This is a genomic window from Streptomyces sp. NBC_01689 (genome assembly GCF_036250675.1).
Classification (GTDB): domain Bacteria; phylum Actinomycetota; class Actinomycetes; order Streptomycetales; family Streptomycetaceae; genus Streptomyces.
In genome coordinates, this window is record NZ_CP109592.1 from 8,684,156 (window position 1) to 8,697,135 (window position 12,980).

General features: G+C 72.8%; 12 protein-coding genes. 10 read left to right on the forward strand and 2 right to left on the reverse strand.

The genetic code is table 11. The features are described 5' to 3' along the window. The first annotated feature begins 102 nt into the window (after nt 1-102). Both OG776_RS37245 and OG776_RS37250 read left to right on the forward strand, forming a co-directional pair. A complete protein-coding gene (locus OG776_RS37245) occupies nt 103-2,217 on the forward strand; it encodes an MMPL family transporter (protein ID WP_148008346.1) in 2,115 nt (704 codons plus the stop codon). 148 nt (nt 2,218-2,365) lie between these two features. Next, the gene (locus tag OG776_RS37250) at nt 2,366-2,533 is read left to right on the forward strand and encodes a hypothetical protein (protein ID WP_187285543.1); all 168 of its coding nucleotides are present in this window, start codon (nt 2,366-2,368) and stop codon (nt 2,531-2,533) included. A gap of 168 nt (nt 2,534-2,701) precedes the next feature. Here the strand turns inward: OG776_RS37250 and OG776_RS37255 are convergent, their stop codons facing one another. Then, nucleotides 2,702-4,687, reverse strand: coding sequence for a hypothetical protein (locus tag OG776_RS37255; RefSeq protein WP_148008347.1), 1,986 nt, complete (start codon nt 4,685-4,687; stop codon nt 2,702-2,704). Between the two features lie 412 nt (nt 4,688-5,099). Continuing rightward, nucleotides 5,100-5,588 carry a MarR family transcriptional regulator gene (locus OG776_RS37260; protein WP_148008348.1) on the reverse strand — a complete coding sequence of 163 codons (489 nt, stop codon included), beginning with the start codon at nt 5,586-5,588 and terminating at the stop codon, nt 5,100-5,102. A 97-nt stretch (nt 5,589-5,685) separates the two neighbouring features. On the opposite strand from OG776_RS37260, the gene OG776_RS37265 reads away from it, so the two are divergent. From OG776_RS37265 to OG776_RS37300, 8 genes are all read left to right on the forward strand, one after another. Beyond that, on the forward strand, nt 5,686-6,891 hold the full coding sequence (locus OG776_RS37265) for a PP2C family protein-serine/threonine phosphatase (protein ID WP_148008349.1): 1,206 nt from the start codon (nt 5,686-5,688) through the stop codon (nt 6,889-6,891). 177 nt (nt 6,892-7,068) lie between these two features. After that, nucleotides 7,069-8,748 carry a PP2C family protein-serine/threonine phosphatase gene (locus OG776_RS37270; RefSeq protein WP_329323303.1) on the forward strand — a complete coding sequence of 560 codons (1,680 nt, stop codon included), beginning with the start codon at nt 7,069-7,071 and terminating at the stop codon, nt 8,746-8,748. Continuing rightward, nucleotides 8,745-9,839 (forward strand): cobalamin B12-binding domain-containing protein, encoded by a 1,095-nt coding sequence (locus OG776_RS37275; RefSeq protein WP_443077308.1) that lies wholly within the window; start codon nt 8,745-8,747, stop codon nt 9,837-9,839. The genes OG776_RS37270 and OG776_RS37275 overlap by 4 nt, the downstream gene beginning before the upstream one ends. Next, nucleotides 9,836-10,228: an STAS domain-containing protein gene (locus tag OG776_RS37280; protein WP_329323305.1), complete on the forward strand. Its 393-nt coding sequence runs from the start codon at nt 9,836-9,838 to the stop codon at nt 10,226-10,228. Before OG776_RS37275 ends, OG776_RS37280 begins: the two co-directional genes overlap by 4 nt. Before the next feature lie 246 nt (nt 10,229-10,474). Further along, a complete protein-coding gene (locus OG776_RS37285; protein ID WP_148015078.1) occupies nt 10,475-10,813 on the forward strand; it encodes a hypothetical protein in 339 nt (112 codons plus the stop codon). A gap of 71 nt (nt 10,814-10,884) precedes the next feature. After that, complete coding sequence (locus OG776_RS37290; protein WP_148015077.1) at nt 10,885-11,514, forward strand: SigE family RNA polymerase sigma factor; 630 nt, start codon at nt 10,885-10,887, stop codon at nt 11,512-11,514. After that, nucleotides 11,511-11,831, forward strand: a complete 321-nt coding sequence (locus OG776_RS37295; protein ID WP_329323306.1) for a hypothetical protein — start codon at nt 11,511-11,513, stop codon at nt 11,829-11,831. Before OG776_RS37290 ends, OG776_RS37295 begins: the two co-directional genes overlap by 4 nt. Before the next feature lie 99 nt (nt 11,832-11,930). Further along, nucleotides 11,931-12,878 carry an RNA polymerase sigma factor gene (locus OG776_RS37300; protein ID WP_148009645.1) on the forward strand — a complete coding sequence of 316 codons (948 nt, stop codon included), beginning with the start codon at nt 11,931-11,933 and terminating at the stop codon, nt 12,876-12,878. The last annotated feature ends 102 nt before the right edge of the window (nt 12,879-12,980 follow it).

Sequence of the window (12,980 nt, forward strand, 5' to 3'; positions counted from 1 at the left end):
CCGGGGCCGGATGGTCTACCATCCGGCTCATGTATTTCAATGATTGAGATTCTTGTTTGTTGAGATAACTACCTCACGAGACACCGTGACACCTGGAGAGCGATGTCCCTCACCCCACGACGGGCCCTGTGGCTGATCCCCGTCGTCCTGCTCGTCGCCTGGCTCGGCATCGGAGGAACCCTCGGTCCCTACGCCGGCCGCCTCGGCGAGGTCTCCACCAACGACCAGGCCGCCTTCCTGCCGCGCAGCGCCGAGTCCACCGAGGTGGTCGCCCGGCAGCGCGCCTTCCGGCAGGCCGAGACGCTGCCCGCGATCGTCGTCTGGACCGTGGACGGCGGCGGCCCGGTCACCGACGCCCGGCGGGACGCCGCGACCAGGGCGCTCGCCTCGCTCACCGGTGCCCCGGGGGTGGTCGGCGAGCCGTCCCCCGCACTTTCGTCACGGGACGGCGAGGCGCTGGAGGGTGTCGTCCAGCTGAGGCCCGACCTGGGCGAGCGGCTGCCCGACGCCCTCGACCGGATCCGTTCGGCCGCCGAGCGCGTGCCGGGCACGACCGTCCGGACGGCGGGGCCCGCGGCCAGCCAGGCGGACCTCGCCGACGCGTTCGCCGGGATCGACGGACTGCTGCTCGCGGTGGCCCTCGTCACCGTGCTGGTGATCCTGCTCCTCGTCTACCGCAGCGTGCTGCTGCCCTTCGTCATCATCCTCGGCGCGGTCTTCGCGCTCGGCCTCGCCTGCGCCGTCGTCTACGCGCTCGCCGACCACGAGGTCGTGCGCGTCGACGGCCAGGTGCAGGGCATCCTCTCCATCCTGGTGATCGGCGCCGCCACCGACTACGCGCTGCTGCTGACCGCCCGCTACCGCGAGGAACTCGCCCTGCACACCGACCGGTTCACGGCCGTCCTGGCGGCCCTGCGGCGGTCTTGGGGCGCCATCGTCGCCAGCGCGGGAACCGTCGCCCTCGGCCTGCTGGCCCTGCTGCTCAGCGACCTGACGAACAACCGGGCGCTCGGACCGGTGGGCGCCATCGGCGTCGTGTGCGCCGTACTGAGCTCCCTGACGTTCCTGCCGGCCGTCCTGGTCCTGCTAGGGCGCGCCGCCTACTGGCCGGCCGGGCCCCGGACCTCGGAGGGCGCGCGGGCCGGCGGCGTCTGGAACCGGGTCGCGGACCTGGTCGACCGCGCGCCGCGCAAGGTGTGGGCGATCGCCCTGGCGGCGCTCATCGCCTGCGCGGCCTTGGCACCCACGCTCAACGCGAAGGGCGTTCCGCTCGACGAGATCTTCGTCGACGACGCGCCGTCCGTCACCGCGCAGGAGACCCTCGGACGGCATTTCCCGGGCGGCTCCGGGAACCCCGCCGTGATCATCGCGAACGCGGACCGCGTCGCCCAGGTCACCGCGGCGGCACGCGCCACCGACGGGATCGCCTCCGCCGTCGCGGTCACGGCGTCCGGGCGCCCGGGCGGGGGAGCGGCCCAGGTCGTCGACGGCCGGGTACGCGTCGACGCCACCCTGCGGGCCCCCGCCGACAGTGCCGCGGCCGCGGACACCGTGGCGCGACTGCGCGACGCCGTGCACGCGGTGGCGGGCGCCGACGCGCTCGTCGGGGGCTACACGGCGCAGCAGTACGACACCCGGCGGACCGCCGAACACGACCGCACGCTCATCGTGCCCGTGGTGCTCGCCATCATCCTGGTGATCCTGGTCGGCCTGCTGCGCTCGCTGGTGATGCCGGTGCTGCTCGTGGCCACCGTCGCGCTCAACTTCCTCGCCACCCTGGGGATCTCCTCGCTCGTCTTCCGTCATGTCTTCGGCTTCACGGGCACCGACGCGTCCGTCCCGCTGTACGGCTTCGTGTTCCTGGTGGCCCTCGGCGTGGATTACAACATCTTCCTCATGTCCCGGGTGAGGGAGGAGTCGCTGCGGCACGGTGTGCGTCAGGGGGTGCTGCGCGGGCTCGTCAGCACGGGCGGGGTGATCACCTCGGCGGGCGTGGTGCTCGCCGCGACCTTCGCCGCCCTCGGCGTCATCCCGCTGGCCTTCCTGGTGCAGATCGCCTTCATCGTCGCCTTCGGCGTCCTGCTGGACACGCTGGTCGTCCGCTCGCTGCTGGTGCCGGCGCTCGTCCGGGACATCGGACGACGTGCCTGGTGGCCGGGGCGGCTGAGCCGCGAGACCGACCCGCTGCCCAGGGCCGAGGAGCGTGTCGGCGTGTGAGACGGGGCCGCCGCACCCGGCACGTCCGTCCCCGTCCCGCCGAACTCGCCCCGTTCTTCGCGGACATGTGCGCGGAAATCACGGGCAAGTGAATTCCAGGCGACTCGGCGGTCCGAGTCGGAAGCCGGAGCAGGAGGTGTCCGCCGTCATGAGCGCGAAGGTGCTGGAGCGATTTCCCGCAGGATCCCCCCGCGGATCCTGGACGGCGGAGGAGTACGCCGCCCGACGCCGTACCGAGGGCCAGCCGGCCACCGTGGTGATGGACCTGAAGTCGGACGCCTTCCTCGTGGTCGTCCCCTCCGCGGAGGAGGACTGAGCGACGCGGAAGGCGGGCCGGCGGACCAGGTTTCCGCCGCCCTCGCTTCCCCCTGTCTGCCGCCGACGCTCCTGCTGTCTGCTGTCTGCCGTCCGCGGACGGCAGACAGCAGACAGCAGACAGCAGACAGCGTCATGCTCGGGGTGCGGCCCCTGTCGTCGGTCGGCGTCAGCGGCCGGCGTCGCCGACGGGGTCGAGCGAAGTGCCGTTGTCCAGACGGGCCGACACCCGGAGCCGGGAGTCCCTCGGCGCGCGGACGGCGAGGGTCCGGCCCCGCTGCCGGGCCGTCACCTCGCCGGTCACGTCGATCCGCGTGACCGCCCGGCTGCCGGCCGCCAGCACGTACCAGTGACCGCTGCGCGCACGCCAGTGGACGTCGGCCACCACATGCTGGCCGAACCGGCTGCAGGCCGCGGTGGACCGTGCCGTGCCGACCACCTCGGCGGGGGCCGAGGGGGAGGCGGCCGGAGCGCGCAGCACCAGCCGCACGTCACCGGGCCCGCGCCAGGTCGACGCCCGCGCGCAGGTCCACACCGCGTGTCCGCCCCGCTCCGGCAGCTCCTGCTCGGCGAAGTCCCAGGCGTTCACCGCCCGGACACCCGTGCCCCGCAACTCCTCCAGCCCGCAGGCCAGATGGGCCCAGGCGAGCAGCGCAGGGCCGCCGGTCGCCTCGCGGGGCTGCCGGGCGGGAGGGCTCCCGTGCCCCGGCAGCGGGGTGTACGTGAGATGCACCGGTGACAACTCGCCCAGGTCGGTCAGCAGGAACGCGTGCTTCTCCACGATCCGTGCGGAGGACCGCAGTTGGAGCACGGGACGGGTGCCACAGGCCGCCTTCCCCGTGGGGGTGGGCACGGGCACGGTGACCCCGTCCCGGGCCACGCCGACCGGCCGTGCGGGGGAGTCGGGGCGCGCCAGGTCCCGGGTGTCCGCCTCGGCGACCCAGGGCGCGAGGAGATACCGCGCGCCACGGGCACCCCGGTGGACGACCAGCGCGGCGCCGGTCGTCACGTCCGCGTCGTCGGCACGGGACAGGGCGAGCGCACCGTGCCCGGGGCCGGTGAGCGGCTCGCTGTAGCGCACCACCCGCCGGCCGTCGTACAGGAGCACCACGGCGTCGCCGTCGACGTTCCCGGCGTAGAGGAGCTGGGGTGAGCGCGGCGGAGGGTCCGTGGGGGTGCCGGGCGTCAAGGTGACCCGCAGCGCGCGTCCGGGGCGCGCCCATGAGGACAGGGCCCTGCCCAGCAGTTCCCGGTCGTCCGCGCGGGCGCCCCGCGCGGGCCACGCGGTGAGGTCGACCCGGGAGGTGTCGGCCCAGACGTCCCCGGCGGTGCGCACCAGGTCGTCGGGGCGGGGAAGTCCCGCAACGGTACGGGAGTCGGTGACCGGCCGGGACGGCGACGCCATCCGGCCGGTCACCGTCAGCATCGTCCCGGTGATCGCGGCGGCGGTCAGCGCGGCCCACAGGAACCGCACCCGGCGTCGGCGGCGCAGCAGGTCGGTGGGCCGGGTCTGTACCGAGCAGGCGTCGAACTCCCGCGAGGTGAGCAGGGCCCGCGCCGCCGCGCCCGCCGACTCGTCCAGGCGGTTCGCCGACCGCAGGGCGCCCTCGGGGTCGGGGACGCCCGCAGCGCGCAACAGGTCCTCCACCGCCGCGTCGGCGAGCCCGTCCACCCGGCGCAGCACGAACGCCGCGCGGCCCGCGGCCGTCGTACCCGCCAGGGCCTGGCTCAGGGCGATCTCCTCGACCCCGCCCGCGCGCGGGAAGAGCCGCAGCCCCCAGACGACGGGCAGCGTGGGAAGGACCGTACGGGGCGGGGGCATCCCGCGGGGCCAGCCGCGCGGCGACCGGCCGTGCGCCAGGGCGGAGCGCACGACGCGGCCGCGCAGGCGGTCCTTCTCCGCGACGGACTGGCGCGCCGCCCCACGCGGCGCCGGGACCACGGTGCCGGGACGTCCGCGCACGGCGCCCGGCAGCGACCGCTGCACCAGGGAGTGCGCCACGAGAATGCGCCGGTGCCGGCTCAGCGACGACGGCAGCGTCAGATACGCGAGCCGCACCAGGTCGCTGTACTCCTCGACCAGGGCTGCCTCGGCCCGGTCGAGTCCGGTGGTCCTGCCGCGGCGGACGGTACGGGGAAACGGTAGGAGGGGCATGGAACGAATGCCTTCCGAAGGAGCTGGCGCCCTGTCACGCCGATCCGTCAAACGAGTGACTCTTCGGATGGTCACAGCAGGGTGCCCCGCGCGACGGGCCGGTGGCGCCCGGCGACGGGTCCGCGTCGCCTGCGTGAGAGGGAGGGCCGTCCGCCGGGCCCGCGGGCCCGGCGGACGTGGAACCGGCGAGAACCGACCGAGGCCGGGCGCAGTGAATCCTGGGCCGAGTCGAGATCGGCACGAGCGACAACGACTCGCCGACGCCCGTGACTTGAAGGCATGCGCTCAGGCGTCATTCGGTGGTGAGTTCATTCCGGACCCGAGCGCATCCGGATTTCCCCGACCGAATCCGTAGGGCCCGTCGTCTCAGCCGTAAGGCCGGTTCGACGGCCGCGGTCTTGACGGCCGCGGCTCAGGCGGATTCCTCGCGGTCGATCGTGAGGGCGGGTTCGCCGACGGCGTCGCACAGTGCGCTCAGTCCGGTGACGAGGGCGTGCTGCGCGTCGGGGGTCATGCGGTTCATGGCCTGGTGGAGCACCTGTTCCCGGCGGAGCCTCAGCTTGCGCAGGTGCGCGACACCGCTGTCGGTGAGTTCCAGCTGCATCTCGCGGCGGTCCTCGGGGCGTGGGGTCCGGCGGAGATATCCGGCTGCCTGGAGGCGGTCGCAGAGGCGGGTGACGGACGGCGCGGCTGCCGAGAGGTGGCGGCCCAGCGTGCTCAGATTGATGCCGGGTTCGCGCTCGATGATGTACATCACGCGGGTCTGAGCGGTGGAGAGCGGCGCGGTGCTGAGCGTGCCGCGGCCACGCTCCCAGGCGATCTCGAGCAGTTCGAGGACAAGGCCGATCTCGGGCAGGGCGGGGGAGGCGTGCTGGTGGAGGGAGCTGGGGGCCTTGCGCATGTGACACTCCCGCGTGAGCCTCTTGTGCTCGTTCCGGCTGGTCGATACGGACAGTCGCACAGATGAAGATATGTCAAGGAAAGAAGGACCGGCACCGGTGGACAGACCCAGCACGGTCGAGCGTTCCCTGCGCGAGGCCGCGCCCCATGAGATTTTTGACGTGATCCGCCGCCTGATCGAGCGCCGCCATCAAGCCCGGAGGGTGGAGCTGTTGATGGCCGACTACGCCATGACGAAGCTGCAGCCCGTGGGGATACTGCCCACCACCCGCCCACCGGTCTCCGCTCACGCCGGTGCTCCGGGCCGCGCGTTCGGCGCCCAGGAACCGTACTGCGTGTACGACGGACCGGCGTCCACGGTGACGGCTCACCTGCCGGTCAGCGTCCGGGGGGACCGGCTGGGAATCCTGAGCGTCACCCTGCCGGTCACGGGGGAGGGCGAGGACGGCATCGCGAAGGACGTCATGGAGGATCTCCAGGAGTGCGCCGACGCGCTGGCGCACGAGGTGGTCGTCGCCGAGCGGGACACCGATCTGTTCCTGCAGGCGCGCCGGGCGGAGCGGCTGACCCTGGCCGCCGAGATGCAGTGGCAGCTGCTGCCGGGACGTTCGTGCGCCCGGCCCGAGTACAGCCTCGGCGCCCAGCTGGAACCCGCGTACGCGATCTTCGGCGACAGTTTCGACTGGTCGGCCTCGACCGATGACCTGTATGTGACCGTCAGCAACGGCATGGGCGAGGGAATCGACGCCGCGCTGCTGACGAACCTCGGGATCAACGCCCTGCGCAATGCCCGCAGAGCCGGCCTGGACCTGGCCGATCAGGCCTATCTGGCCGACCAGGCCGTCTACGGGCAGCACCGGGGAAGCCAGTACCTGTCGACGCTGCTGCTCCGGTTCCACCTCCCGACCGGGGACGTGGAGATCATCGACGCGGGTTCACCGCGCGTATGGCGGGTGCGCAGAGGAACGATCGAGGCCATCGAGCTGGAAGCGCAGTTGCCGCTGGGCATGTTCGAGGACACCGTCTACGTCGCCCAGCACTTCCACGTCGAACCGGGGGACCGTCTGCTGTTCATCAGCGACGGCGTCTACGACGCACTGTCTCCGGGTGGTGAGAAGTACAGCCTGCGCGCGCTGGCCGCGTCCATCACCCATACCCGTCTGCTGCCCGCCTCGCAGGTGCCCCGAGCGATGCTGGAGGAGCTGCTCGGGTACCGCGGCTCCAGCCCGGCCGTGGACGACTCCCTGGTGATGTGCCTGGACTGGCACGGCCGGCCCGCTCACTCCCGGACGCCGGACCTATGACCGTCCTGTGAAGGTTTCGAATCCGCGCTGTGAGTGACGCCTCGCTGCACACCCCCCGGGGCAGGTCGCCCGCGGGGGTGGGTTGCCATCGATGACGTGCCTGGTCGATGCTTGCCGCAAGGCAAGTATTTCTCCAGTGGGAAAGGTGGTGCGGTTCGCCCCGGGCGGGCCCTCTTCATGGCCTCTACCGAGGGCATCCGCGTGACCGGAACCGAGCAGCACCGTACGTCCGGCCTGTGGGCTCTGGCCCCCTGCCCCGTGATCGTGGCCGACGCGGCGGGCGGCGTCGTGGAAGTCAACCCCGCCGCCTCCCTCCTGCTGGACGGCGCGGTACCGGGAGCCGGCATGTCGGACGCGGCTCCGAGGTGGCTGGCGGACGCCCACCAGGACGTGCTCGTACCCGCGCGGGCGGCCCGCGGCCACCAGGACGTCGAGGTCCTCGCCCCGGTGTCGGGGCGGATCGCGGAGCGCAGCTTCGTGGCGCACCCCACCCGGGACCAGGGCGGAAACGTGGTGTGGTGGCTGGTCGACGACACCGACCGGCGGCTCGCCGAGGACGCGCTCGCCACCGAGCGCGAACGCACCCGATTCCTCGCGGAGGCGTCCAATGTCCTGCTCGCCTCGTTGAACACCGAGCGGTGCATGGCCGCCACCGCGCAGCTGGCCGCCGAACATCTCGCGGACGTGGCGATCGTCGTCACCCCGTCGTCCCGCAGGAAGATGCCCGTCGCGACCGCGATCGCGGGCCAGGACGTCACCCGCGCCCTGATCACGGCCGACCCGTCCCTCGTCCCGGGCCTCAGCGAGGCGCTGCAGGGGTTCCCCCCGGTGGCCTCACGCTGGATCGACCCCACGACACTGCCCGACTGGATCGTCCCGGACGGTTTCGGCGGAACGATCGGGTCCGTCGTCGTGACCCCTCTGCCCGGCCACGGCGTGCCCGCCGGGGCGCTGATCCTGCTGCGCGTGGCGGACCACGCCGCGTTCAGCGAGAACGAGGAGATCTTCGCCCGGCTGTTCGCCGCCCGCGCCGGCGCGGCCCTGTCCGCGGCCCTCCTCTACAGCGAGCAGAGCGCCATAACGCAGACCCTGATGCGCGATCTGCTGCCCCCGCGACTGCGACGGCTCAACGGGGTGGAGATCGCCGGCGGCTACCGGCCGGCCGGAGCCAGGGAGCGGGTGGGCGGCGACTTCTACGACGTCCACCCCGGCAGCACCCCGGCCGACGCGTCGCTGGTGGTCCTGGGCGACGTGTGCGGCAAGGGCCTGGACGCGGCGGTCCTGACCGGCAAGATCCGCAACACCCTGCAGGCGCTCCTGCCGATGGCCGACGATCACGGGCGGATGCTCGAGCTCCTCAACGGCGCGCTCCTGACCTCCCACCACGCCCGCTTCGCGACCATGGTGATGGCCTCGGTGCAACGCACCGACGACCACGTGCGGCTGCGCCTCACCTCGGCGGGCCACCCCGTGCCCCTGGTGGTCCGTGCGGGGGGCGGCGTCGAGGAGGTTCCCACCCACGGGACCCTGATCGGAGCCCTCCGGACGATCGCGGTGCACTCCGCCGACGTCGTCCTGCGACCGGGCGAGACCTGCCTGCTCTACACCGATGGATTCACCGAGGCCCGCGGCGGACCGCGCGGCGACGAGCTGTTCGGCGAAGAGCGCCTGAAACGAGCCCTCTCGGAGTGCGCCGACATGCCCGCGGAGGCCGTCGTCGAGCACATCCAGATGCTCGCCTCCCAGTGGCTGCGCGACGCCGGCCACGACGACATGGCCGTCGTCGCGATCAGCGCCCCCCGCACGACCCGGCTCAGCGCCGTGGACGGCCACACCCGAGGCAGGTACACCGCGTGACAGGGCACGGCCCCGACACCGTCGGCACCCAGGCCCTGCGAGGCCTGCTCTGGACCGCCGTGACCGGCCGTGACGAATACCGGGCCGCGGACGTCGTCTTCGCCGCCCTGGAGGACGGCCTGAGCGCGGAAGCGATCCTGCTGGACGTCATCGCCCCCGTACAGGCGAGAGTCGGCACGGAGTGGGCGGCCAACCGTATGAGCGTGGCGCAGGAACACGCGGCGAGCGCCATCACCGAACGCATCATCGCCGCCCTCGCCCACCACCCCGCCACCCGCACCCCGCCCACCCGGAGCCGCGTCACCGTGGCCTGCGTGGACCAGGAATGGCACGCCCTGCCCGCCCGCCTCCTCGCCGAGGTCCTCACCCTGCGCGGCTGGCAGGTCGACTTCCTCGGCGCCCAGGTACCCACTCCCCACCTCATCGCCCACCTCCACAACAGCGGTGCGGACGCGGTCGCGCTCTCCTCCTCGATACCCAGCCGACTGCCCGCCGCCCACGCCGCGATCACCGCCTGCCAGGCCATCGGCGTACCCGTTCTCGTGGGCGGGGCCGCCTTCGGGACCGACGGCCGCTACGCCCGTCTGCTCGGGGCCAACGCCTGGGCCCCGGACGCACGCGCCGCGGCCCGGCGACTCGCCGACGGCATCCCCGCCCCCGACCTCGCCACCGGCCGGCAGCAGATCGACGACCTGCCCCACCTGGCCGACCAGGAGTACACCCTCGTGGCCCGGTCCCAGGGACAACTGGTCAAGGAAGTCCTCACACAGCTCGAGGCCGGCTTCCCCGCGATGGCCGCCTACACCGCGCACCAGCGCGAACGCACCGCTGAGGACATCGCGCACATCGTCGAGTTCCTGACCGTCGCCCTCTACACCGATGACGACGACCTCTTCACCACGTTCATCACCTGGACCGCAGGCATCCTCAGCGCACGCCACGTCCCCGCCCGGTCCCTGCACCCCGCCCTGAACACCCTGGCAACCGAACTCAAGGACTTCCCCCGATCCACCCGGCTGATCGACCAGGCCCGCCGGGCCCTGGACAACGCACCCGCACCAGCCGGCACACACCCCGGAGCACCCGCATGACCGCCCTGCCCCACCCCTCCTTCACCCTCACCGCTGAAGCCGGCCCGGGCACCGCACACCTCCACCTCGTCGGTGAACTCGACTACGAGACCAGCGACGAACTCCTCCAGCACACCGACCGATGCCTCGCGGGGCAGCCGGACTTGACCGACCTGCACCTCGACTGCGCGGAACTCCGGTTCTGCGACTCCATGGGCCTCTCCACCCTGCTGACGATCCACCGCAAGACCACCGCGCGACACATACGGCTGCACCTCGACAACCCGCCCCCGTTCCTGGAACGCATCCTGAACACCACCGGAGTCCGGCAGCTCTTCCCGCAGATGTACGCGTCCCGGCGCACCGAGCAGGCGCTCGCCGACGGACGCACACCGCCCCACACCCTCTGAGGCTCGTCCCGTACCGATCAGGGCCGGCCGCGGTGGCGCTCCGGCAAGCCAGGCGGCAGCACCCCGCGACCGTCCGCCCGTGACGGGTCCCGAACTTTCCTCACGGGTGGCGACAACCTCGGTGAGGGCCGCACGTCTGGTGGGGTGAAGGGCGGTTTCCGGGACGGCAGTTGCGGTCCCGGAGCTGCCCGGCCTGTCAACGTGTCTCAAGAACTCCTTGGAGTGGTCTGTATGCGGCATGCCCGCGTGAAGAAGCCGAACCAGCCCCTGCGCGCCTGGGTGTGGGGACCGGCCGCCGGCCTCGCCCTCGTGGTGGGCGGCGGTTTCGCCGCCCAGGCGGCCACCGCCGCCCACGCGCACCCGGCCAAGTCGGCACCGGCCTACCCGAAGCCGGTCCCCTCCACCCCGGGCACGCACGGCTCCGGCCACGGTGACCCGGTCCCGGTTCCCGGTGACGAGAACGGCAAGCCCTACCCGAAGCCGGTCCCCTCCACCCCGGGCACGCACGGCTCCGGCCACGGGAACCCGGTCCCCGTTCCCGGTGACGAGAACGGCAAGCCCTACCCGGGTACCACCGGCCGCTGAGCCACCGACCACGAGGACGGCGGGGCCGTACCAGTGCCGGCCCCGCCGTACCCCTGATCCGAACGAGGACGATGCAGCTCACCCTTGCCCTGCCCTGGTGGGCCCGGTTACTGCGCCGCGCCCGGACCACCCCGTCCCCGGCAGCGGGCACGCCGTACACCGGCCGACGATTCGGACACCCGCGTCCGGTGGCCGGCCGGGACGGCGAGGACGATGCCCCCACACTCGCCGACCTGTACCGGACGCGTCGGCTCGACATGGTCCGCCTGGCGACCTTCCTGGTGGACGACCTGCACACCGCCGAGGACGTCGTCCAGGACGCCTTCGCCGCCGTCTGCCGCCGGCACGGCGAACGCCTGGACGACCTCCAGGACGCGCACGCCTACCTCCACACCGCGGTGGTCAACGCCGCCCGCTCGGTCCTGCGCCGCCGGCGCACCGCGCGCACGTACACCCCGCCCCACCAGGGACCAGGGGCACCGGTCGACGAACCGCTGCTGCTCGCCGAGGAACACCGGCAGGTCTTCGACGCCCTGGCCCGGCTCACCGCCCGCCAGCGCGAAGTCCTGGTCCTGCGTTACTGGTCCGACCTGACCGAGGCGCAGATCGCCGAGACCCTCGGCATCTCCCGCGGCACCGTCAAGTCCACCGCGAGCCGTGCGCTCGCCACCCTGGAAAAGCTCTTGGAGGTGGACCGATGAACACTCCCGCACCGATCGAGGAACGGCTGCGCGCCGCGTTGGAAGCGCGCGGGCAGCTCATCAGCAGCCACGACCTGTCACCGGCCCGCCCGCCCGCCGGAAGAACCTGGGGCACACGCCGGGTCCGGCGGATGCTGACCATCGGCACCGCCGTCACCGCCGCCGCGGCGGCCGCGGCCGCCTTCGCCCTCCTCCTGTCCTCCACCACCCCGCACCGCCCCCACCCGGCACCCCCCGCCCAGCACTCCAGCCCCACCCCCACCCCCGCCCCCACCGGCCCGGCCCCCCTGCCCTCCGCGGTCCCGTCGGGGCCCTGAGGGCCAGGGCGCGGCCCCGGGTATTATTTGCGTGTGATTCGGACACGGGCGATGCATCGGCCCTCACCGTGCCCGCGGGCGCAGGGCTGACGTCGGACCATGACCGATCTTCTGGCCGACGCGGGGCCGCGCGACTCCGAACTGGTGCACGCGGCGTGCGCGGGAGACGCGGGGTCCCTCGGTCTCCTGCTCGCCAGGCACCGGGCCGGCATGTACGCGGTGGCGCTCGCGGTGCTGGGCCATGGCCCGGACGCCGAGGACGCCGTACAGGAAGCGGCGCTCGTCGCGCTGCGACGCATAGGCGACGTACGGGACCCCGACGCCGTCGGCCCGTGGCTGCGGACGGTGGTGCGCAACCTGTGCCGCGCCCGGCTGCGCACCGGGTCGGACCTCCTGGTGGCCGACCCCGCGACCGTGCTCGCCGAGCGCCGGCAGGACGGTCCGCCGGACCCCGCCGAAGTCCTTGAGCGGCATGCGCTGCGAGACTGGGTCTGGACCGCGTTGGAGGATCTTTCGCCCCCGTTGCGACTGGTCGCGATGTTGCGGTACTTCACCTCCGCCACGTCCTACGAGGACATCGCGGCGCTGTGCGGCACGCCCGTCGGAACCGTGCGCAGTCGGCTCAGCCAGGCACGGAAGAAGCTGGCCGAGGCGCTGCTGGCCCAGGCGGAGCGTACCTACGACGATGCCGCCGCGCTGACGGCGTTGCACCGCAGGATCGCCGAGACGACCATGGCGTCGGCCCACGACGGCCGGCTCGCCTCGGCCCTCGCGGAGTGGTGGTCGCCTCGCACCGACATCGCCTGGCCGACCGGCAAGCGCACGGGCATCGACTACCTCCCCGGCTCCATGGACCGGGACCTGTCCGACGGCGTCCGCCACGAGCTGCTGAACGTGGTGGCGAGCCGGGACGTGGTGATCTGGGAGGCGGCCCTGATCAGCCCTCCGGAGGATCCGTTCCACTGCCCGCCGGGCGTGGTCTGGGTGCACTTCATGGAGAAGGGCCGGTTCGGAAGGATCCGCCTGCACCATCCGCGCGGCCGCTGAAGAAATTTTCCTCCTCCTTCGAACTTTCCCGGAACCCGCCGCATCTCGTGGGTGTGAAAGCACCGAACGCACCGAACCACCGCTCCCCACGTGAGACGCCGG

What these genes read in the sequence shown, in the direction of transcription:
- OG776_RS37245 (WP_148008346.1), top strand. Translation starts at nt 103, where the DNA reads ATGTCCCTCACCCCACGACGGGCCCTGTGGCTGATCCCCGTCGTCCTG.
- OG776_RS37250 (WP_187285543.1), top strand. Translation starts at nt 2,366, where the DNA reads ATGAGCGCGAAGGTGCTGGAGCGATTTCCCGCAGGATCCCCCCGCGGA.
- OG776_RS37255 (WP_148008347.1), bottom strand. Translation starts at nt 4,687, where the DNA reads ATGCCCCTCCTACCGTTTCCCCGTACCGTCCGCCGCGGCAGGACCACC.
- OG776_RS37260 (WP_148008348.1), bottom strand. Translation starts at nt 5,588, where the DNA reads ATGCGCAAGGCCCCCAGCTCCCTCCACCAGCACGCCTCCCCCGCCCTG.
- OG776_RS37270 (WP_329323303.1), top strand. Translation starts at nt 7,069, where the DNA reads ATGGCCTCTACCGAGGGCATCCGCGTGACCGGAACCGAGCAGCACCGT.
- OG776_RS37280 (WP_329323305.1), top strand. Translation starts at nt 9,836, where the DNA reads ATGACCGCCCTGCCCCACCCCTCCTTCACCCTCACCGCTGAAGCCGGC.
- OG776_RS37290 (WP_148015077.1), top strand. Translation starts at nt 10,885, where the DNA reads ATGCAGCTCACCCTTGCCCTGCCCTGGTGGGCCCGGTTACTGCGCCGC.
- OG776_RS37295 (WP_329323306.1), top strand. Translation starts at nt 11,511, where the DNA reads ATGAACACTCCCGCACCGATCGAGGAACGGCTGCGCGCCGCGTTGGAA.
- OG776_RS37300 (WP_148009645.1), top strand. Translation starts at nt 11,931, where the DNA reads ATGACCGATCTTCTGGCCGACGCGGGGCCGCGCGACTCCGAACTGGTG.